This window comes from Alphaproteobacteria bacterium (genome assembly GCA_040905865.1).
Taxonomy (GTDB): Bacteria; Pseudomonadota; Alphaproteobacteria; order UBA8366.
The window spans coordinates 47159-69212 of sequence record JBBDQU010000053.1 but is presented as its reverse complement, the minus strand read 5'-3'; the positions used below and the strand labels follow the sequence as shown (position 1 = coordinate 69212).

Below are 22054 nucleotides of genomic sequence, written 5' to 3'. Positions count from 1 at the left end.
GAAGGTACGATAGCCGGTGCCGGACTACCGCCGGGTCTGCTGCTCGGTGTTGGCCTCGATCAGCGGGAAGTCCTTTTCGGAGCCGATAACCATCTCGTCCCGGGCGAACAGCGGGCGCGACAGCAGGTAGCCCACCAGAAGCTGCGCCACGTTGTTCAGCGAACGAATGTGTATGCGCTCATACCCGTGCGAGGCATCCAGCCCAAAACAGACCAGCGCCGTGCGGATGTCGTTTCCGGCTTCCAGCGCGGCGGCGGCATCGGAACGATAATAATTGAATATATCCCGGCTGAAATCCAGCTGATCGCGCTTGCACAAGTCGATCAGGTGCTGCGTCAGGTGGCGATCGAACGGACCGCTGGAATCCATCATCGCGATGGTTACGCCGAACTCACAGGTGTTCTGGTTCGGCGCAAGGGTACCGTTGTCCACGGCAACCATTTCAGCGACTTCGCCGTGCAGGACATGGGACGCGCCGACCCCGACTTCTTCGGAAATCGTGAACAGCAGGTTACTGTCCAGCGCGGGCGCACGCCCGGAATCGCGCAAAGCCTTGGCCGCGGCCAGCATGCAGGCGACGCCCGCCTTGTCGTCCAGATGACGCGAATTTACGAAACCATTGTCGAGAAATTCGGTGCCCGTATCGATGGCTATGAAATCGCCGACACGAAACCCCAGGTCCCATAGATGGTCCAGGTTCGTGCATGGTTCGTCCACCCGAATTTCGACATTGTCCCACTTGACCGGCTGGGAATCGATTTCCTTGTTATAGGTATGTCCCGACGCCTTGAGCGGCAGGATCGTGCCCCGTAATTCCTGGCCCTCTTCGGTATAGATAGTCACCCGGGCGCCTTCGGCGAAGCGCGCGGACCAGTGTCCGATCGGGACACAGGCGAGCCGGCCATTATGCTTGAGTTGCTTGACCATCGCGCCCAGTGTATCCAGATGCGCGACGACGGCGCGCCGGGGGTTTTTCTGCTCGCCGGAGAGGTGGGCCCGGATCGCGCCCCGTCGCGTCAGTTCATAGGAAATATCAAGGGCATCCAGTTCCAGACAGGTGTGCCGGACGATGGCATCCGTCTTGCCAGACGGGCTGCGGATCGCCAGAAGGCGGGCCAGCACGTCCTTGATGTACTCGGAATCGATTGCGGGATTCGTCATGCGGAAGGTTCCTGCTCCTCCAGCCGGCGGCCGAGATCTCGTGAACGGGTTTGCGGAAAAAGATAGTCGATGAAACGTTCCGCCACGGGTTGCGGTTCGTGGTTGGCCAGCCCCGGCCGCTCATTGGCCTCGATGACATGATACTCAGGCGCCTTGACGTCCGGCACCAGAAAATCAAAACCGACAACCGGCATGTCGAGGATGCGCGCGCCCGCGACCGCCGCGGATACCAGGCGCGGATTCACGTGGTCGGTCACATCGTGAATCGTTCCCCCGGTATGGAGGTTCGCAGTCTTCCGGACCGTCACATGGACGCCCGAATCAAGGACATCGTCCAGTTCGTAGCCGGTTTCCCGTAATGTCCGCATCGTTTCGTCATCCAGGGGGATCATGCTTTCCCCCCCTGTTGCCGCCCTGCGGCGGCGGCTCTGCTTGTCTATGAGTTCGCGTATCGTATGCTTGCCATCGCCCTGAATCACCGGCGGACGGCGCACGGCGGCGGCAACGACCCGACCGTCGATGACGATGATACGCAAATCCTCGCCTTCGACATATTCCTCCAGCAGCACCTTGTCGTTGATCTGCCGGGCACGCTCCATCGCTTCCATGATTTCGCCAACATTGCGCAAGTCGATCGAAATTCCGTTTCCCTGTTCACCCCGCGCCGGCTTGACGACCACCCTGGGATACTCTTTGAGAAACGCCCGGACGTCTTCCTCGCTCTCGACGACGGCCTGGGCCGGCAGCCTGATCCCGCCATTGGCAAGCAGTTTGCGCGTTACCGATTTGTCGTCGCAGCGGCTCATGGCAACCGCGGAGGTAAAATCGCTCAGCGATTCCCGGCACGAAATCGACTTCCCCCCCAGGGAAAGACGGAAGAAGCCGTTTTCAGCGTCCTGAACTTCGACAAATATGCCGCGCCGCCGGGCGGCATCAACGATGATCTGCGCATAAATATTCAGGGATTCTTCCTGTTCGGGCCCCACGAAGAGCGGCTCATTGATCGTGTTCTTGTTCTTGATACAGTAAACCGGCACCTGTTCGAAACCCACCTGCCGGTACAGGGCGATGGCGGTGTCATTATCATGCATGACCGACAGGTCCATGAAGGCGCGGCCGCGCTCCTTGAACACACAGGCCAGCGCATGCACCAAATACATACCGACACCGGGCACCGGACATTGCGAATCGACGCCAAGCGCCCACAGGCTGCTGCCGTTGTCGGGGTCCTCGATGGCGCGGCGGTGATCCACGCCGGTCACCGTACCGACAATTTTCCCCGTGGCCCGGTCCACCGCAACCAGCAGGACCAGACAGTTGTCATCCGCGTGATCGGCCAGAAAGCCCGGATAAACCGGCACCATGCCATGGGATTTGTAAATCCGGTTGATATTGTCCTCGTCGCCGGCGCCATACGCGAGCCTGATATCCACCGGCACGCCGGCAACCGAAGACCGCCCATAAGGCTCCAGCGGCAGCCGGAAGGTCAGCGAGGGGTCGAGGAACATCTGCTGCGGGGCCAGCGAGATGACAACATTCGAATCCCGGGAATACAGGGCGACATCGCGCTGCCCGTTCTTTTCATGCGCCAGCTCTTCCACAAGAGTCGCCGGATCCTCGAACGTCTGTCCGAATATAAGACGCCCCCAGCCGCAATCGATGAAAGCATTGGCGCGCATCGCGTCGACATGCGCTCCCCGGGGCGCCACGCCCCAGTGCTTGAGCGACGTCATCTGGTTGGGGTCCATCGGATCGCCCGTCGCGGGCGATCCGCTTTCGGTATTCCGGTCAGATATCATGAGTCTGCAACCACAGTTCCAGGACGGCGACCTGCCAGAGCTTCGAGCCGCGCAACGGCGTGATATGCCCCCTGGGGTCGCCAAGCAGTTCATCCAGATAATCGGATTTGAACACCCCCCGCTGACGGGCCGTCGGCCCCGTCAGCGCCTCCCGGACATAGTCCAGATAGGGGCCGTCGATATATTTCAAGGCGGGGACAGGAAAATAGCCCTTCGGCCGGTCGATGACTTCGGCGGGAATAACGCGGCGGGCGGCGTTTTTCAGGACGGTCTTGCCGCCGCCCATGATTTTCAATTCCGCCGGTATGCGGCCTGACAGTTCGACCAGTTCATGATCCAGGAACGGCACCCGGGCTTCCAGCCCCCAGGCCATGGTCATGTTGTCGACGCGTTTTACCGGATCGTCCGCCAGCATGATGGTGGTATCCAGCCGCAGGGCTTTTTCCGCCGGGCGGTCGGCCCCGGGCGCCGCGAACTGTCCGGCAACGAATTGCAGGCTGTGGTCGCCATTGATATGCGCATCATCGACGGCGCGGGAGAATTCTTCATGATCGCGGTCGAAAAACACCTTTGCGTAATCCGCGACCGGGTCATTGCTGTCCATCAGCGGCGGATACCAGTGATAGCCGCCGAACACCTCGTCAGCCCCCTGACCGCTCTGCACGACCTTCACATGCTTCGCGACCTCCTGGGACAGCAGGAAAAACCCGACATTATCGTAGCTGACCATGGGTTCGGACATTGCCGCGAAGGTCCGCGGCAGGGTTTCGAGCAGATTCGTGGAGGGAATGAACAACTGGGTGTGATCGGTGCCGAAATGGTTCGCGATCAGGTCCGAATACTGGAACTCGTCGCCTTTCTCGCCACCCGCTTCCTCGAAGCCGATGGAGAAAGTCTTCAGACCCGACTGTCCGGCTTCCGCCAGCAGCCCGACGATCAGGCTGGAATCGACTCCTCCCGACAGCAGCACCCCGACCGGCACGTCGGCAACCATCCGTCGCTTGACGGCCAGCCGCAGCGCATCCAGGACCCGTTCCTCCCATTCCGCCGCGCTCAACGCGATGTCAGCCGCATCCTGTATCAGATCGAAACGCCAGTATACGCTATCGCTGCGCCGCCCATCGGGCTCAAAGACGGCGACAGTGGCCGGCGGCAGTTTGCGCACACCTCTTAGAATCGTGAAAGGCGGCGGAACCACCGCATGAAAGCTCATGTAATGATGCAAGGCGACGGGATCGATCGCGGTATTGACTCCGCCGGCCGCCAGAATTGCCGGCAGCGATGAAGCGAACAGTATGCCGTCCGCTCTTTCCGCAAGATACAATGGCTTGATGCCCAGCCGGTCCCGCGCCAGAACCACCCGACCGCTGTCCCGCTCATGTACGGCGAAGGCAAACATGCCCTGCAGCTTCTGCACGCAGTCGGTCCCCCAGGCATGGTATGCCTTGAGGATCACTTCCGTATCGCTGGTGGAAAAGAACCGGTAGCCCCTGGTTTCCAGGTCGGCTTTCAGTTCACGGTAATTATAGATGCAGCCGTTGAATACCAGCGTCAGACCCAGTTCGGAATCGACCATCGGCTGTTGGCCGTGATTGGAAAGATCGATGATCTTCAGCCGGCGGTGTCCAAACGCAACCCTACCCTGGGCATTGATCCCGCTGGCATCCGGGCCACGGGGCGCCAGACGATCGACCATCCGACCGAGGGCGACCGTATCGGCCGGCGCGCCATCGAAGGTGACGTGTCCGCAAATGCCACACATATCGCGCTAACATGGCCTTTCCGCGACGTCTATCGCAAAAAATGATTCCGCAAGAAGATTGCTGTAAACACATAGACATGTCATCTGACATGTCAAGGCGGACTTCTGAATCCAAAAATAAAATATAATATAGGTCAACATTCCTTAGTCATATTTAGTATTATCAAGTAATAGTTTTATGACTTGTTTATTTGCATTTATTTTTACCTTTTCCGTTATTGTGATCTTATACCAATCGGCAATAACTCTCAAATTACGCGATTTCTACTTCATGCCGATATCTTTTACGTCCGGCATCGATTGACGTCGGAGAGGTCAGGCTGCGCCGCTCCGTCACTCGGCGTAGGTCCCGTCCAGTTCGTCCTCGATAAAGGCGCGGATGATTTCCGCCATCGAACTGTCCGCGCCGAAGCCCAGCACCCGACCCCGCTCAGCGGCGAAACGCATCGGCCACCCGGACACGATCTTCTGGATAGCCGGATCGGGCTGCCACTTGATGCGTTCCGTCACTTTCTTCCCTGCGACAACGGACAGGGCATCGACCATTTCCTGGACCGTATGGGTGATGCCCGGAATCGACACCGACCGGCTCGGCCCCCAGGCCTCCGCGGGCAGCTCGGCCGCCCGGATGAAGGCATCGACGACGCGGCGCGGCGACAGCAGCCACATCGCCTGCTCGGGGGCGACCGGACAGATCGCCGTATCGCCCTGCAGGGGTTCGCGGATAATCGAACTGGCGAAGGTCGATGCCGCCTTGTTCGGTTTACCCGGCCGCACCACGACGGTCGGCAGGCGCAGCGCGCGGCCATCGACGAAACCCTTGCGGCTGTAGTCGTTGATCATCAACTCGCCCATCGCCTTCTGCGCGCCATAGGACGTCTGCGGCGTCAGATGGGTGTCGTCCTGGATCACGTCCGGCACATTGCCGCCGAACACCGCGACGGAACTGGCGAAGCAGACCCGCGGCACGGTGCCAAGCTCGCGGCAGACATCGAGCACTGCCCGCGTTCCGCCGAGATTGACCCGCATGCCCAGGTCGAAATCCGCTTCCGCGCCGGAACTGACCACGGCGGCCAGATGGAAGACCGCGTCGATATCGGGCGTGATCAACCGGCGGATCGTTTGGATATCGCTGACATCGCCGGTCATGACATCAAGGCGCGGGTCGGGCGGAAAAGGCGGATCCGGTTCGCCGACATCGAAGACAGTCACCTTGTCGACCGCGCCGGACCTGCCGCCGCCGAGATCCAGCGAATTCTTTTCCAGCAGCTTCGCCGCCAGTTTGCGGCCGATGAATCCGGCGCCGCCGGTGATAACGACTTTCATGAATGACTTACTCCGTTGTCCTGGGTTGTCCTGGTCAGTGCCCTGCAATGTCATAGGCCGTGCCATGAGCCGGGGTCGTCACCGAAATCGGCAACCCGCCCGCCAAAGGGCCGATTTTCTGTTTCATGCGTTTCCTCCGTCCGGCTGCATAGTCGCACCCTGCCGGTAACCTGCGACAACACCGCGACAATAGGGCAGCGCCACGGGCTTCTCGACCAGTTTTCCGCCATCGACATTCGTGAATCCCGCGCTGCGCACCATGTGTCCCAGGCAATGCAGGGTCGGCACCCAGAAATTCGTCCGGTTGTTGCCATACTGGCTGTCCGGATAAAATTCCATCACCATCTGTCCATCGGGATAGCCTTTGCCGATGCCGCCGCGATAGGGGCTGTAGTCATCGAGAATTGCCGATTCGACAAAAATCGCCTGATCGCAAACCGCCGCCAGGCGGTCCAGCGCCAGCAGCGGATATCGCAGATGATAAAGCAGACCAAAACAGAACACGGCATCGAAGCGCCCCAGGGCTGCTTCTGTCACGTCATAGACGCTCATTTCCTGTCGCGAACATCGCGATTCGTCATAACCGAAGGCGTCCCGGCAGATATCGAAACTTGTCCAGCCCGGACGCTGCCGGACATCCAGCTTGCCCAGTAAGTCGGAAAAATCGTCGATGGCGACCACTTCGCGCGCGCCCCGCTTCAGCGCCTCGAATGTCCAGAACCCGTCCCACGCGCCAACATCGAGAACCCGCAGCCCGGTCAGATTGGACGGCACCCTGTACGCGGCGGGATTGATCGGCGCCCATCCCGGCGTCGTAATGCCGCCCGGCAGGTCGATCCTGTGATACCAGTAGTCTATCGACGCGACCCGGCCTGCCAGATCCGGCGGCGCGGAATCCGCCGATGTATTATCCGGAATGTGCGGAGCCATTGATGAATCCTGTCCTGCCGTTCAGACACTGTTACCGCCGGGCGGCGCTGCGCGTATCCTACGGCACCGGCGCGGTGGAATCCACGCACGCCTTGCACCGGGAGTGGCGCCGTTGAACGATACAAAGAGACACAACGCTGCAGAATTGCTTCAGGCCGCATTAGCGGCTTTCGAATCGGGACAGGCCGAAACGGTCGCGGCGCGCTTTCGGGATGTCCTGGATGTGGATCCGGACCATACAAGCGCGCTCTATTTTCTGGCGGTCATCGCCTATCAGCAGGGTCGCCTGCCGGCGGCGCATAAGTTCGTTACCCGCGCGATATCCCTGCTTCCGGAGATGGCGGACGGCCATAACCTGCACGGGCTGGTCCTCATGGCGCTGGGCCGGCACGACGCGGCCTGCGCCGCATTCCGGATCGCCATCGCCCGCGAGCCGGATTTCGCCGAAGCCGAAAACAATCTGGGCGCGGCGCTGGAAGCCATGGGACAGCCGGGCGCCGCCGCGGCGGCCTACCGGCGGGCAACCGAATCGAACCCCCGATATGCCCAGGCCTACTGCAATCTCGGCCGGGTCATGCTCGGCACCGGGCAACCGGCGGCGGCCGAGGAAAGCTTCCGTCACGCTCTGGCGCTGCAACCGGACCTTTCCGATGCCCGGTTCAATCTGGCCGTCGCCCAGCACCGGAGAGGTTCCATCGCAGCGGCGGAAGCAACTATCGATCTGGCCATCGCAGACCAGCCGGAAAACGCCGGGCTGTATCGCTATCTCGGCGCCCTGCGGCACAGCCGGGGAAAGCTCGCTGGCAGTGAGGCAGCGCTGCTGAAGGCGATGTCCCTCGATCCGTCCCTCACCGAAGCCTATGACAATCTCGCCGGCGTGCTGCTCGACCAGGGCCGCATCGACGCGGCGGAAGAACGATTCAAGCAGGCGCTCGAACGCAATCCCGGCGACAACCGCGCCCATTCGAACCTGCTGCTGTGCCGCAATTACCGGGAAAACAACCCTGGCATACTGTTTCAGGCGCATTGCCGTTGGGCCGAGCAGCATGCGGCGCCCGTCGCCGCCCAGCCCGCCACCGGCACCCGCCCAAATTCCCGCCGCCTGCGCATCGGCTATGTTTCCGGCGATTTCCGCCGGCATTCGGTCGCCTATTTCTTCGAACCGCTGCTTAGACACCGAAACCGTCGCCGGTTCGAGGTGTTCTGTTACGCCAATCTCGAAAACCCCGACGACACCACCGCACGGCTGCAGGCCGTCGGCGACCACTGGCGCTGGGTCGCGGGAATCGATGACGCGCAGCTTGCAGCGCAGATTCGCGCCGATGAAATCGATATTCTGGTGGACCTGTCCGGCCATACCGCGGGGAACCGTCTGCTGGCCTTTCAACACAGGCCCGCGCCCATACAGGTCACCTGGCTGGGTTACCCGAACACGACGGGAATGACAGATATCGATTACCGCATTACCGACCCGATTGCCGACCCACCCGGCGCGGAGGCACTATGGACCGAATCCCTGATCCGGCTTGATGCGGGATTCCTGTGTTATGCACCGCCGTCCGATGCGCCCGAGGTCGCGCCGCTCCCGGCCCTGTCGCGCGGACATGTCACCTTCGGGTCCTTCAACAACCTCCGCAAGGTCACCCCGGCGGTGATCGAAGTCTGGGCGAAGGTCCTGGACGCCGTGCCGACCGCTCGCATGATGCTGAAGGCGCGCTCCTTCGCCGACGCGGCTACCCGTGACCGTTTCACCGCCGCTTTCGGCATGCACGATATAGCCGCCGACAGAATCATGCTGCGCGATACGGTGGCGTCGCCTTCCGAACATCTCGGAACCTACGCGGAAGTGGACATCGCCCTGGACCCGTTTCCGTATAACGGCACGACCACAACCTGCGAGGCGCTGTGGATGGGAGTCCCGACTGTCACACTGCGGGGGAACCGCCATGCCGCGCGGGTCGGCGCCAGCCTGTTGACCCACACGGGGCTGAACGACTGGATCGCCGCCGACACCGATGCCTATGTAAAAATCGCCAGACGGCAAGCGGAAAACATCGATGCGCTGGTAAAGCTGCGCCAAGGGCTTCGAGGCATCGCACGCAATTCATCGCTCTGCGACGCGCCGGGATTTGCCTTGCATATGGAAGCCGCATTTGAATGGATGGTCGCGTCCCGCGCCGAAAAAATCGGGAACTAGGCTTACTTCATCATGGCGCCCGCCACATCGACACCGATTAAACCGATTGCTTACCGAAGCGGGTTTCACGAAAATAGGTGGCAGGGAAAACGCGATTCAACGCGTTTGGGCAAGTTCAAAAAGGGGCAGGGCATGGAAATTACTGAATCGCAATTTGGCGACGTCATTGTGCTGGCGCCGTCGGGACGGCTCGACCAGTCAACGACGCCGGAGTTTCAGGCGATGTTACTGGGTATTGTCGGCGCACGCGGCAGCGCTGTCATCATCGATTTCACCGGCATTCCCTATATCAGCAGTGTCGGTCTTCGGGCGCTGATGATCGCGGCAAAACAGGGCAAGGTGGCGAATGTCCCGATTGCCGTTGCCGGCCTGATCCCGGAAGTGAACGAGGTTTTCGAAATCAGCCGGTTCAATTTCGTGGTCCAGATATTCGATACCGTTGAATCCGCGCTGACGGCTCTTTCCAGCGATGCCGCCGCGGCATACGCGGCGCGATAAACGACAACAATTGTCCGGGCTGTGATCCGGCCTAAATGATTCAGGGAGTTTCAGGAATGCTGGTTCGGTTCTGGGGTACACGCGGATCCCTGCCAACCCCTTTGAACGCGGTTGCCGTGCGGGAAAAAATCCGCCGCGCGCTGCGGGAAAGCATTGGACACGACATCAGCACACCGGAACGCCTCGAAACCTTTATCGACGAGAAACTCGCATTTTCGGTCTCCGGCACGTTCGGCGGAAATTCGTCCTGCGTCGAAATAGAAAGTGGCGGCACGCAGCATATTCTCTGCGACATGGGCAGCGGCGGCCGGGAATTCGGCAACGCCATCATGGCCCAGAAATACCCGAACAAGGAAAAGGTCATCAATATTTTCCAGTCCCATCCCCATTGGGATCACATCATGGGATTTCCGTTTTTCGTGCCCGCCTATGTGCCGGGCTTCAAGGTCGTCATTCACGGATGCCACGCAAATCTGGAGGAAGCCTATCGGCGGCAGCATTCGGAGCCCGGCTTCCCCGTTCCATGGGCCGCGCTGGGCGCGGATATTCAATTTGTAACACTGGAGCCCGGCAAGGAATACGTTGTCGATGGCGTGACTGTCCGCGCGCTGAAGCAGCACCATTCCGGCGATTCCTATGGATACCGGTTCGAGAAAAACGGAAAATCGATCGTTTATACGACGGATTCAGAACATAAATTCGAACTGATCGACGACGACTATCCCTTTATCCATTTCCTCCGCGGCGCCGATCTGGTCATTTTCGATGCCATGTATTCACTGGCGGATTCGATTTCCATCAAGGAAGACTGGGGCCATTCCAGCAACATTATCGGCGTCGAACTGGCGCAGCGGGCCGGCGCAAAACATCTCTGCATGTATCATCACGAACCCAATTACGACGACGCCATGATCGAGCGCATCATGCAAGAGACCATCCGGTACGAGGAATTGAGCGAGGAAGGCGACTCGCTGATCGTATCGTCGGCCTATGATGGTCGGGAAATTGTCGTATAAGGAGCAATAGTGCGCCGCTTCAAACTGGACGCGTTTGCGCCGTTGTTCCATTGGCGCGGCCGGACGCTGGCGCTCCTTTGCCTTGTTGTATTTCTCGGCGTCCGCGCCACAAACCCGGCGCCGATGGAATCCCTGCGGACCGCCCTGTTCGATACCTTGCAGGTCATGGAACCCCGCGCCTGGCAAAGTCAGCTTCCCGTCATCATTGTCGATATCGACGAGGAAAGCCTGGCCCGTTACGGTCAATGGCCATGGCCGCGCAACCTGATGGCCGATCTCGTCGACAGGATTTCGGCGCTGGAGCCGCTGGCGATCGGGTTCGATATTGTCTTCGCGGAACCGGACCGGCTGTCGCCGCATCTTCTGCTGTCCGACTATCCCTTCCTCGATGACGCGACCAAGGCGGCGATTGCGAAACTGGAACCGCACGACCAGCGGCTTGCCAGGGCCCTGTCGTCAGCGCCGGCGGTTCTGGGTATCGGCGCGCTGGAATTCAGGCCGACGGTGGTATCCAGACTTGTTGCGCAGGTCCCCGTGATCGAACGGGGCGGACCGGCAGCGCCGCTACTGCCCTATTTTCCAACCGCACTGCAAAGTCTTGAACTGCTTGTTGATGCGGCCCCCAGCCACGCGGTCCTCAACGTCCTGCCGGAACGCGACGGCATCATTCGCCGCGTGCCGCTCGCCGTCAACATCGACGGCACGATCACACCGACACTGACAGTGGAAATGCTGCGCCTGGCGGTCGGCGCGCCGAACTATACCATCCACCGCGATGGCGACAGGATCAGCGGGATCGCCGTTGCCGATATTTTCATCCCGACCGAACCGGACGGGCGCGCCTGGGTAAATTTCACCGAACCGCGCGGGGAACGATATGTATCCGCCGGCACCCTGCTCGACGGTGGAATTGAACGGGAGCGGATACCCGGCAAGCTCGTCCTGCTCGGCAGCAGCGCGCTGGGTCTGGTCGACGCGAAATCCATCCCCTTGGCCAATCGGGTAAACGGCATCGAAATTCACGCCATGCTGTTGGAATCCCTTATAACCGGCCAGTTGCTCGACCGACCGCACTACGCGGATTGGCTGGAACTCGGGTTGCTTCTGTTGTCCGGGATAGTCCTGATTGTGCTGACACCTTTTCTGAAACCTAAATGGGCCGTAATACCGCTTGGCGTCATGATCGCCCTGCTGGCCGGCACCGCATGGGGCGCCCATCATTATTTCGGGATGCGGATCGACACATCTTTCGCAGGGCTTTCAGACGTCACGGTCTTCGCCCTGCTGCTGGGCGCGACGCTGGTCGATACCGAGCGGAAACGCCGGCTACTGCAAACCGATCTGGAAAACGAACGCGCCGAAGCAGCGAAGCTGGAAGGCGAACTGGAAGCCGCACGAAGCATCCAGCTGGGCATTCTGCCCAGCACCTTCCCCGCCTTTCCGGAACACCAGGAATTCGACCTCTACGCAATGCTGGAACCGGCGAAAGCAGTCGGTGGCGACCTCTACGATTTCGCCATGGTGGACGAGAATCATCTTTTCTTCATCGTCGGCGATGTGTCCGGCAAGGGCATACCGGCGTCGCTGTTCATGGCATTATCGAAGGCGCTTTACAAAAGCAGCGCCATGCGTCGCAAGGTCGCGATAGACGAAATCATGACCGAAGCGAATGCGGAAATTTCCAGGGAAAACCCCGCGATGATGTTCGTGACTGCGCTGGCGGGCATACTGGACATCCATACCGGCAACGTCGAATTCTGTAACGCAGGTCATGACGCGCCGGTCCTGCTGGCGGCCGGTCAGCGCCCCAGGCCGCTGGAAATGGGCGGCGGCCCGCCACTATGCGTCCTCGACGATTTTGAGTATCCGCGCGACAATTACCGCCTGAACCCGGGTGAGGCGATCATCCTGTATACGGATGGGGTATCCGAAGCGATGAACGGCTACAGCGACCTCTATACCGCAACGCGCCTGATCGACACGCTGACCCATGTGGCGGATGGCGCGGATTGCGCCTCAATCGTCAAGGCGATCAATTCGGATATCGAACGGTTCGTCGATGGCGCGGAAGCATCCGACGATGTCACCATCCTCGTCCTGCGCTACCTCGGTCCGGCATCCGGGGACTGACGAAAAACATTCAAATCGTCAATTATGATTTTAGCGGATCATCACCTCTACGCGGCGGTTCCGCGGTTCGGTGAATTCGTCCTTTGTCCTGATATACAAATCCCATTCGCCGCGACCGTAAACCTCAATCAGCGCGGAATCGATCCCGCGCGATACCAGCCTGTCCCGGATCGCCGCCGCCCGTTTGATGGACAGCTGTGCATTATAGGATTCATCGCCTGTCGTATCGGTATGGCCTGTCACCTGAACTTCATAGGCGCTGCGTTTCTTGACATCGGCGAAAACGAGTTCGAATTCTTTCTCCGATTCCTCGGTAAGGTCATCGCTGTCGCGAATAAAATACAGCCGGAATCGTTTCGGCGGTCTCGGTTGCGCCGCCAGGGCGCGGGCAAAGATACCATCGACATCCTCATTGGTCACAGCCACCGGTTCGACCCTGTTACCGGACGTGATCTTTGCCGCCGCCAGCGCGCTGTCCAGAAGGACCTCGTTCTTGCCGTCCGTCACGGTGACTGCGCCGACGTTGCCGTTCTCATCCGGTAATACGATTACCAGGTTCTTGCCAAGGCGCGGTTCCGCGCAGGCCGATGCCAGCAACACCGCCAGAATTGCCAGTCCCTTGAACAATCGACCTTGAAACATTCGCCGCGTCCCTTCGCCTATTGCTCGTCAACCCGGACGAGGAAACGCGTGCCCCGGACGCCTAGTATCGCCGATGGTGTGCGGATCTTCATCGCTTCCGGCGAGCCGCGCGCGATATCGCCGGAAATTACTGATAGCGTTCCCTTGCCCAGCTTGGCCAGGAACGATCCCTTCAGCGTCGACGGGTTGTATTTGAACTCTTCCAGGCTGACATTGCTGTTCGGTCCGGTCGAAAAAACCGAATTGTCATCGAAGGTGATGCCGACGGCGCCGTCCTGGCCTGTTTCGATGATATCTTTCTGTTGTACGGTATTGCCGACAATTGCCGGCTGGCGCGCATCGCCACGCACCACAAATGCTTCCCCCGACACACTGCGCAACTGCCCTATCCGCTCCGGCTGCGCCGCGGCGACGAAGGTTGGCAGCAGCCCCGATACAATTGCCGCAATAAATAATTTCCCTCCAAGGCGCATGGAAATCTCCGTCGATAACAGCGAATGATTAACAGACTATCGTTCAGAATGGCCGCTATTGCCACAGTTTAATCGGAAGTCCGGTATGCAATTGACCCGAATATACGTTAGCGTTGCATGGTCGTACGTTCAGGAAAAATGACATGGCCGCGGAAACAGCCGTCACGGTGACCAATAATCTGGAAGAACTGAACCGTGCCACATCTGCGGTTTCCGCGTTCTGCAGCGAACACAGTGAATTGCTTCCGCTGGAACACCGGTTGACGCTCGTCCTGGAGGAATTGCTGACCAACACGATCAGTTATGGATACGATGCAGCGGATACGATGCCCCATGTCATCGAAGTACGGCTGTCACTGGCTGACGGATGGCTCCACGTGACCTGTGAAGACGACGGCGCGCCTTTTGACCTGACCCGACAGTCAGAGGCGGATATGTCCGGCGACGTGGAGGACAGGCCGATCGGCGGTCTCGGCATCCACCTGATCATGACGATAATGGATTCGGTGACCTATCAGAGGACCGGCGACCGCAACAGGGTGGATATGCGCCTGGCCCTGTCGGATTGAGCCGGGCCGGCGGCTGGATCAGTTGATCGAGGGCGCTTCCTCGGTCGGTATGTCGCCCGGTGTGAACCGGGTCGGCCCAGCCTGATGGTGAACCATCCGCCAGCGCCCGCCTTCCCGCACGAAGTAATTTGTCGCAATCAGATAATTTCCATCTATTCCTTCGAAACAGACGACAAACGCCGCATTGCCGAAAAAATATACCTGCGGCGCAAGACAGACGATCCGTGGCGGAGCGGCCCCGGTCAGGATCGCCCGCCAGCTGTTCAGCACGTCTTCACGTCCATGAATCGCCTCCCAGCCAGGATGGATGCAGCAGACCGGCGCCGATTGCGCCCATAGCGCCTCCATCGCCGCCACATCGCAATCGGCAAAAGCGCGGTAAAACGCTTCGTTGGCGAATAGAACGGCATCCTGTTCCAACATCGGCCTCCCCGCTATTCGACTATGACCTGATGGGCGAATTCGCGTCCGTCGCTTACCGTAATCAGTTCGAAACCCATCATTTTCGCAAGGTCGAAGATCGCCGCCTGCCCTAATTTCAACATCTGACTTCCCATCGGTATAGCGGGCCGGTATTGTTCGAAAACCGGGCCGTTCAGTCGCGGTTTTGCCTGAATTCAGCGCTATTCTCACGGGAACCACCCATGCAAAACAAGAAAATTGCGTTCGTCGGATCCGGGTCGCCCCGCGCCAAGGAAGCCATGAAGGTCCTATGCAAGCGATATCCGCATGTTCCTGTTGCCGAAGCGGATATTATCGTCGCGCTGGGCGGCGACGGATTCATTCTGCAATGCCTGCATGAATCGATGGGCCGCGACGTCCCGATATATGGCATGAACCGCGGGTCGGTTGGTTTCCTGATGAACAAGTACCAGGAAGATTCGCTGTTCGAGCGCCTGGCGGACGCGGAAGCGGAAAAATTTGTGCCATTGCGATTGAAAAGCCTTGGCATCGACGGATCTGAAAACGAGGCGCTTGCCATCAACGAAGTCTCCCTGCTGCGCGAAACGCGTCAGGCGGCGAAAATCCGCATCCTGATCGACGGGATCGAACGGATGGCGGAAATGATCTGTGACGGCGTCCTGGTCGCGACCCCGGCGGGTAGCACGGCATACAACCTGTCGGCCCACGGGCCGATCGTGCCGATCGGTTCGGGCGTACTCGCACTCACACCGATCAGCGCCTTTCGGCCTCGCCGGTGGCGCGGCGCTCTGCTGCCGCACAATGCCATAATTCGCTTCGATGTGCTGGAACCGAAGAAAAGGCCGGTCAGCGCCGTGGCGGACGGCACCGAAATCCGGGACGTTGCTTCGGTCGAAGTCCGCGAAGCGGCGGAACTGGCCGTTTCGATCCTGTTCGACAAGGAACACGGCCTGGAGGAGCGTATCCTCAAGGAACAGTTCACGAGCTGACGTTTCGGGAACCGGGTCGCGTAAGCTGGTCGCGGGTATGGCGGCAAATCGCTTTGACGAGCCGGGTCATGTCGTTCTGAAGCACCGCGAAGCCGCCATTCCGCTCCAGACGACATTCATCCATATAAATCGCGCGGTTGATTTCAATCTGCAGGCCGTGCCGTCCGTTTGCCGGATCAGAATGCGCCCGGATTAGTTCCACGCCTTTATAGGGGTCGTTTATCCGGACATCGTAACCGTACCCCCGCAATGTTTCGGCCACGAATTGCGTAAAATCGGTCGAACAGGTGGACCCGTCGCGATCTCCCAGCACGAAATCCCCCCAGCCGGAAATCCCGCCCTGGGCGTATGGCATCACGGAGGTAGGCATCGAGTGGCAATTGATATGCCAGACTTCGCCGAACCGTTCATGGGTTTCGTCCAGTGTCCGCCGAAGCGTTTCATGATAGGGGCGCCAGTATATTTCGATCCGGTTCCGCATTTCCGACACTTCGAGCTTCCGGTCGTAGATCGGATGCCCGGGGGGGCAGATACGCCAAACAAGGCCATGACCCAGCCGGGTCTTTTCGCTGGGGCAGACCGATTCCGGCCAGGGGCCGGCCAGCAACGCCGCATCGATATCCTGCAATGAGCGGTTCGGATCGATATAGGAACGTGGAAACAGCGCCGTCTGCAGGCTGGCCCCGCAATCCGGCGCTGCCATGAACAATTCATCGACGAAACTGTCTTCCGCCTTGCGCATGATATTCATCGGCGTGACACAGCTGAAATCGGCGGGATACTCCGTCCCGCTATGCGGCGAATCGAGAACGACCGGCGCCGCGTTTCCATTCGGCTTTATCACCTGCAGTACGCCGGGAATTCTGGTATGCAACAAACGCGGCCTTCGCTGTTGTCCGAATCGCAGGCCATCAGAATGTATGATGGCCGCGGGACGTGCAACCACTGCAATTGGCTGTTTCCATGTTCTCCGGTGCTGGCGATCCGGCATCAGGCGGCTATACTGATCATCGGAGCATTAAAGGGATACGCACATATGGCGCAGCAGACGGTCGCCTCACCGGCCAGCCTCGCACTGATCGAAAAGCTCGTCAGTTTCGATACCACCAGCCGAGAGTCCAATCTTGAACTGATCGATTTTGTCAAAGGCTACCTTAAGGACCTTGGGGTCGAGAGCCTGCTCGTCTTTGACGCGGAAAACCGCAAGGCGAACCTCTACGCGACGCTCGGGCCCCAGGACCGGTCCGGCATCATGCTGTCCGGCCATACCGATGTCGTGCCGGTCGATGGCCAGGCCTGGACCACCGATCCTTTTACCGTTCTAAGTCATGCGGGAAAACTGTTCGGCCGCGGGACCAGCGACATGAAAAGCTTCATTGCCGTGGTCCTCGCCTTCGCGCCGGAAATCATCGCCCGCAAGCTGGAAACACCGATTCATCTGGCATTCTCCTACGATGAGGAAATCGGCTGCGTTGGCGTCCGCCGCCTCGTTGAAATGCTGCGCGACATGCCTGTCAAGCCGGCGATGTGCATCGTCGGCGAACCGACCGAGATGAAGGTTGTCATCGCGCACAAGGGCAAAAAGGCGTTTCGCGCCCATGTCCGCGGCGTGGAAAGCCATTCCTCGCTGGCGCCGAACGCCGTGAACGCCGTCGAATATGCGGCCGAGGCGGTTGCCTACCTGAAAGGCATGGCGCGGCGGATCGCGTCGAAAGGCCCCTTCGACGATGATTTCGATATCCGGCACACAACCGTCCATACAGGCGTCATGAACGGCGGCACGGCGCTGAACATCGTACCGAAGGAATGCAGTTTCGATTTCGAATTCCGCCATCTCCCCGCCGACGATCCGGATGCCCTGTTCGCCGAACTGAAAACCTATATCTCGGAAACCCTGGAACCCGAGATGCAGGCGATCGATCCGGGGACCGGCTTCAGTTTCGAGGCATTGAGCACGATCCCGTCGCTCGATGCCCGCGAGGACGAAGATGTCGTCACCTTTGTGAAATCGATTGCCGAGCGAAACGATCACGGCAAGGTCGCCTTCGGCACCGAAGCCGGGCTTTTCAGCAGACATGCCGGAATACCGACCGTGATCTGCGGGCCCGGCAGCATCAGCCAGGCCCACCGGCCGGACGAATATATCGAGCACGAACAGGTGGTCCTTTGCGAGACATTCATGAAGCGGCTCATCGACCGGCTGGATTCGAAGGTAGCGTAAAGAACAATGACGTTTCGTATCGAACTGGAAGCGCCGGATATCAGCGCCTACGCCAAGGGCAATACCGGCATACCCTATGTCACCACCTTTGACAGCGGCGCGCCCGGCCCGCATGTCATGGTCAACGCCGTAACCCATGGCAATGAAATTTGCGGCGCGATTACCCTGGATCGTCTGTTCCGGCAAGACCTGCGGCCGATACGCGGCAGGCTGACCCTCGGATTCGCCAATGTCGACGCGTATCTGCGGTTCAACCCGGCGCGGCCGACCGCCTCGCGTTACGTGAACGAGGATTTCAACCGACTCTGGTCGCCGGAAGTCCTGGACGGCCCCCGCCATTCCTCCGAACTTTCCCGCGCCCGTATTTACCGGCCGTTTATCGACACGGTCGATTTCCTCCTCGACCTCCACTCGATGCAGCAGCCAAGCCCGCCGCTGATGCTGGCGGGACCCCTGGAAAAAGGCAGGTTGCTCGCCGCCGGCGTCGGCGTACCGACGTATGTCGTTGCCGATAGCGGCCATGCCGCTGGCCGCCGGTTGCGCGACTACGGCAATTTCGGCGACCCGACCAGCCCCCGCAGCGCCCTGCTGGTCGAATGCGGCCAGCACTGGGAAGCCGCCAGCGCGGCGGTATCGCTGGAAACGACGTTGCGCTTCCTGCGTTACCTTGAGGTCATCGACCCGCAATTCGCCGAAGAACACGGCGTTTCCGTTACCCCGCCGGCGCAGAAATTCATCGAGGTCACCGATGCGGTGACGGCGAAATCGAATGACTTCCGGTTTGTCCGCCCCTATACGGGCGCGGAGGTCATAGCACAGGCAGGATCGGTCATCGCGTATGACGGCGAAACGGCCATCCGCACGCCCTATGACCAGTGCGTTCTGATCATGCCCTCGCTGCGACTCTACCCCGGACAGACCGCCGTCAGATTAGGCCGCCTTGTTTCCGCGCCGAATTAGATTTCCGCACCGTCCATTTCACGCAGCGCCGTTTTCAGGACCTTGCCGTAATTGTTCTTCGGCAGTTCCGTTACGAAGCGGTAGTCCTTCGGCCGCTTGAAACGGGCGATATTTTCCAGGCAGAAGGCATCCAGCGCGGCAGGCGCCACACCCTGTTCCGCCGCGACCACATAAGCGACCACGATTTCGCCCCAATCGGGGTCGTCGCGGCCGATAACGGATACTTCCGTTACATCCGGATGGCGCAGCAGCACTTCCTCGATTTCCCGGGGGTAGATATTGGTGCCGCCGGATATGATCATATCCTTCGACCGGTCCTTCAGGGTCAAAAACCCGTCCGCGTCAAAGGCGCCCATGTCCCCGGTATGCAGCCAGCCGCCCTTCAGCGCCGCCGCCGTCGCTTCGGGGTTGTCCCAGTAGCCGTTCATGACCGCATCGCCACGCACGAGGATTTCGCCGGTTTCGCCAGCGGGAAGAAAATTGTCGTCATCATCCGCGACACGCACCTCCACGATACTCTGCGCCGTGCCGACGGAGCCCAGGCGCTCCAGCCAGCGCGGATGGGTATTGTCCGCATGCATCTGGCGGGTCAGCGCCGTGATGGTCATCGGGCTTTCCCCCTGCCCGTACAGCTGCGCCAGCCTGGGGCCGAACCGCTCCAGCCCGGCGCGGCAGTCGGCGACATACATCGGTCCGCCGCCATAATGGATCTGTTTCAGGTTCGCCGTATCCAAATCCTCGGAATGATCGACCAGCCGCTTCAGCATCGTTGGCGCCGCGAAGAAAACCAGCCCCGGCCACTGCCCGATGATCCGGTAGATTTCCGCCGGGTCGAACCCGCCGCTTTCGGGCAGGACATGACAGGAGGCCTGGGTCACATGCGCCAGGCCATACAGGCCCGAACCGTGACTGATCGGCGCCGCATGCAGGATCGCGTCCCAGGGCTCCCCCTGATCCATATCGGCAAAGTAACAGAATATCGCCGCCAGCAGGTTGCGGTGGCTCAACTCCGCCCCTTTCGGTCGCCCTGTCGTCCCACTGGTATAGAACAGCCATGCGCCATCCCGCGGGGCACGCGTCACACAGGGGATCGCTGCCGACGATTGTATGCGCCTGAATTCCTCGCCGCCTACTTCGACGATCCGCTCCATCGGCGGCGTCATGACGGACGCCAACACGTCGACCAGGTCGCTCGTCGCGAAGCACAGGCGCGCCCCGCTATTGGCCATGATATAGGCGAATTCCCGGCTGTGCAGCTTGGCGTTGGTCGGCACGGCGATCAGGCCGGCATGCCAGCAGCCATACATCACTTCCATGTATTCGGGGCAGTTCTTCATGGCCAGCACGACCCGGTCTCCCGCCTTCAGGCCATAAGCGCCGCGCAGGGCGCCGGCAAGGCGGGCCGCCCGGTCCGCAAGCTGAGCATAGGTCAGCAGTACCGTTCCGCCAGTCGCGACGGCGGGCCGCTCGCCGCGCGCCGCGCCCGCGCGGACCAGATGATTGGCAATATTCATCAATACTCCCCATGTATCCGGATATGTGAATCTTGCCGACAGGGAACCGCCGTGGCAAGGTCCGCCTTGCCCACCCTGAAGGGCCCGGTTTTCATGACGCCTGGAGGGCACACGCTGCAACCACCTGTATTCAATCCGAAGGCGCCGATTCTGAATACGGCCCCGGTGGTTCGCTGGCTCGTCGCATCCTGTGTTCTCGTGCAGGTATTGATGGTCGCCCTGCCCGACATGCTGCTTTATGAGATGATCGACCGGTTCGCCTTTCTGTCCGCGCGTTACACCTTTCCCGGCGTCTGGCGGCTTGACCCGCTTGCCTATGTCGCAGCGCCGATAACCTATATGTTCCTGCATGGCGGCCTGACGCATCTGCTTATAAACATGGCCATGCTGCTGGCATTCGGCACCGTTGTTGCGCGCCGCATGACCGCACTGTCATTCGTGCTGCTGTATGCCGTTTGCGGCGTCGCCGGGGCGGCATTCTGGCTGTACATGCATCCGGCCTCGACGGACCCGCTGCTCGGCGCGTCAGGGGCCATTTCCGGAATGGTCGGCGCCGTCGGCCGGATCAGCCTGAACCGGTCCGACACGTATGACATGCCTTTCCGCAACCGGGGTACGGCGCTTGCCTTCGTGGTTGTGTGGCTGGTCCTGAATTTTGTCTTTGGAATCATTGGCGGCGCTGTTTTCGGAATCGACGCGGAAATCGCCTGGGAGGCCCATCTCGGCGGCTTTGTCGCCGGATTTGCGCTCATTACACTGTTTGCCAGACCAACACATGCGAATTGGCGCACCTGACCATTCGGCATATATAGTGAGGCCAGACGCGAGCGACGCGTGAAGGAGACATGCCGATGAACACAATTGAAGCGCTGATGACCCGGACATCCATTCCGCCCAAACTGCTGACGGAGCCCGGACCGGATGATGCGCAACTGCACGAATTCCTCGCTGCGGGCATGCGGGCGCCGGATCATGGCGCGATCCAGCCCTGGCGCTTCCACATCGTTCGCGGGTCGGCACGGGCGCGTCTCGGGGAACTTTTCGTCCAGGCGTTACTGGCGCGCGACCCCGCCGCACCGGCGGATGCGGTGGAAAAGGAACGCCTGAGGCCGAGTTACGCGCCGGTCGCCATCGTGATCTGCGCCAAAATTTCCGATGCGAACCCCAATGTGCCTCCAGTCGAACAGATAGTCGCGACTGGCGCCGCCACGCAGAATATCCTGAATGCCGCCCATGCCGGCGGATTCGGCGCGTTCCTCGCGACCGGCAAAAACGCCCGGGATCCGATCGTCAAGCGCGCCTTCAATCTGGGCGACCGGGACGAAATCATAGGATTCCTGTATATCGGCACGCCGCGCACGCCGCAAAGTGTGAAACCGCGCCCGGATCCGATGGTATTCACCTCCGAGTGGACAGGGTTACCCGCGGCAGCCGAATAGGCCGG

The 22054-nt window shown here is 60.3% G+C and carries 20 protein-coding genes; 10 read left to right on the top strand and 10 right to left on the bottom strand.

Going from position 1 to position 22054, the window contains the following annotated elements:
* Nucleotides 1-24: 24 nt before the first annotated feature.
* From WD767_11565 to WD767_11545, 5 genes are all read right to left on the bottom strand, one after another.
* On the bottom strand, nt 25-1161 hold the full coding sequence (locus WD767_11565; protein MEX2616725.1) for an osmoprotectant NAGGN system M42 family peptidase: 1137 nt from the start codon (nt 1159-1161) through the stop codon (nt 25-27).
* Nucleotides 1158-2960, bottom strand: coding sequence for an N-acetylglutaminylglutamine synthetase (ngg, locus tag WD767_11560; protein MEX2616724.1), 1803 nt, complete (start codon nt 2958-2960; stop codon nt 1158-1160). Before ngg ends, WD767_11565 begins: the two co-directional genes overlap by 4 nt.
* The gene (locus WD767_11555) at nt 2950-4722 is read right to left on the bottom strand and encodes an N-acetylglutaminylglutamine amidotransferase (GenBank protein ID MEX2616723.1); all 1773 of its coding nucleotides are present in this window, start codon (nt 4720-4722) and stop codon (nt 2950-2952) included. The genes ngg and WD767_11555 overlap by 11 nt, the downstream gene beginning before the upstream one ends.
* Nucleotides 4723-5055: 333 nt before the next feature.
* A complete protein-coding gene (denD, locus tag WD767_11550; GenBank protein ID MEX2616722.1) occupies nt 5056-6048 on the bottom strand; it encodes a D-erythronate dehydrogenase in 993 nt (330 codons plus the stop codon).
* A gap of 123 nt (nt 6049-6171) precedes the next feature.
* Nucleotides 6172-6978, bottom strand: coding sequence for a DUF1698 domain-containing protein (locus tag WD767_11545; GenBank protein MEX2616721.1), 807 nt, complete (start codon nt 6976-6978; stop codon nt 6172-6174).
* A gap of 112 nt (nt 6979-7090) precedes the next feature.
* Here WD767_11545 and WD767_11540 point away from each other — a divergent pair, with 112 nt between their 5' ends.
* From WD767_11540 to WD767_11525, 4 genes are all read left to right on the top strand, one after another.
* A complete protein-coding gene (locus WD767_11540) occupies nt 7091-9175 on the top strand; it encodes a tetratricopeptide repeat protein (protein MEX2616720.1) in 2085 nt (694 codons plus the stop codon).
* A 132-nt stretch (nt 9176-9307) separates the two neighbouring features.
* A complete protein-coding gene (locus tag WD767_11535; protein MEX2616719.1) occupies nt 9308-9673 on the top strand; it encodes an STAS domain-containing protein in 366 nt (121 codons plus the stop codon).
* A gap of 56 nt (nt 9674-9729) precedes the next feature.
* A complete protein-coding gene (locus tag WD767_11530) occupies nt 9730-10689 on the top strand; it encodes an MBL fold metallo-hydrolase (GenBank protein ID MEX2616718.1) in 960 nt (319 codons plus the stop codon).
* A 9-nt stretch (nt 10690-10698) separates the two neighbouring features.
* Complete coding sequence (locus tag WD767_11525) at nt 10699-12819, top strand: CHASE2 domain-containing protein (protein MEX2616717.1); 2121 nt, start codon at nt 10699-10701, stop codon at nt 12817-12819.
* Between the two features lie 30 nt (nt 12820-12849).
* On the opposite strand, the gene WD767_11520 is transcribed toward WD767_11525, so the two are convergent.
* Nucleotides 12850-13461 carry an OmpA family protein gene (locus WD767_11520; protein ID MEX2616716.1) on the bottom strand — a complete coding sequence of 204 codons (612 nt, stop codon included), beginning with the start codon at nt 13459-13461 and terminating at the stop codon, nt 12850-12852.
* 17 nt (nt 13462-13478) lie between these two features.
* Nucleotides 13479-13934: a FecR domain-containing protein gene (locus WD767_11515; GenBank protein ID MEX2616715.1), complete on the bottom strand. Its 456-nt coding sequence runs from the start codon at nt 13932-13934 to the stop codon at nt 13479-13481.
* A gap of 143 nt (nt 13935-14077) precedes the next feature.
* Here WD767_11515 and WD767_11510 point away from each other — a divergent pair, with 143 nt between their 5' ends.
* Nucleotides 14078-14503: an ATP-binding protein gene (locus WD767_11510; protein MEX2616714.1), complete on the top strand. Its 426-nt coding sequence runs from the start codon at nt 14078-14080 to the stop codon at nt 14501-14503.
* Nucleotides 14504-14521: 18 nt separating this feature from the next.
* On the opposite strand, the gene WD767_11505 is transcribed toward WD767_11510, so the two are convergent.
* Nucleotides 14522-14926, bottom strand: coding sequence for a nuclear transport factor 2 family protein (locus WD767_11505; GenBank protein MEX2616713.1), 405 nt, complete (start codon nt 14924-14926; stop codon nt 14522-14524).
* Between the two features lie 221 nt (nt 14927-15147).
* Between WD767_11505 and WD767_11500 the strand changes: the two genes are divergently transcribed.
* Entirely contained in the window at nt 15148-15915 is a 768-nt protein-coding gene (locus WD767_11500) for an NAD kinase (protein MEX2616712.1), read from the top strand.
* On the opposite strand, the gene WD767_11495 is transcribed toward WD767_11500, so the two are convergent.
* Nucleotides 15905-16792 (bottom strand): N-formylglutamate amidohydrolase, encoded by an 888-nt coding sequence (locus WD767_11495; GenBank protein ID MEX2616711.1) that lies wholly within the window; start codon nt 16790-16792, stop codon nt 15905-15907. The genes WD767_11500 and WD767_11495 overlap by 11 nt on opposite strands.
* A gap of 159 nt (nt 16793-16951) precedes the next feature.
* Between WD767_11495 and argE the strand changes: the two genes are divergently transcribed.
* Nucleotides 16952-18136, top strand: a complete 1185-nt coding sequence (gene argE, locus WD767_11490) for an acetylornithine deacetylase (GenBank protein MEX2616710.1) — start codon at nt 16952-16954, stop codon at nt 18134-18136.
* A gap of 6 nt (nt 18137-18142) precedes the next feature.
* Entirely contained in the window at nt 18143-19096 is a 954-nt protein-coding gene (locus WD767_11485; GenBank protein MEX2616709.1) for a M14 family metallopeptidase, read from the top strand.
* Here the strand turns inward: WD767_11485 and WD767_11480 are convergent.
* On the bottom strand, nt 19093-20610 hold the full coding sequence (locus WD767_11480; protein MEX2616708.1) for an AMP-binding protein: 1518 nt from the start codon (nt 20608-20610) through the stop codon (nt 19093-19095). The genes WD767_11485 and WD767_11480 overlap by 4 nt on opposite strands.
* A gap of 51 nt (nt 20611-20661) precedes the next feature.
* Here WD767_11480 and WD767_11475 point away from each other — a divergent pair, with 51 nt between their 5' ends.
* Nucleotides 20662-21405 (top strand): rhomboid family intramembrane serine protease, encoded by a 744-nt coding sequence (locus tag WD767_11475; protein ID MEX2616707.1) that lies wholly within the window; start codon nt 20662-20664, stop codon nt 21403-21405.
* A gap of 56 nt (nt 21406-21461) precedes the next feature.
* Nucleotides 21462-22049 carry a nitroreductase gene (locus WD767_11470; protein ID MEX2616706.1) on the top strand — a complete coding sequence of 196 codons (588 nt, stop codon included), beginning with the start codon at nt 21462-21464 and terminating at the stop codon, nt 22047-22049.
* Nucleotides 22050-22054 lie beyond the last annotated feature (5 nt).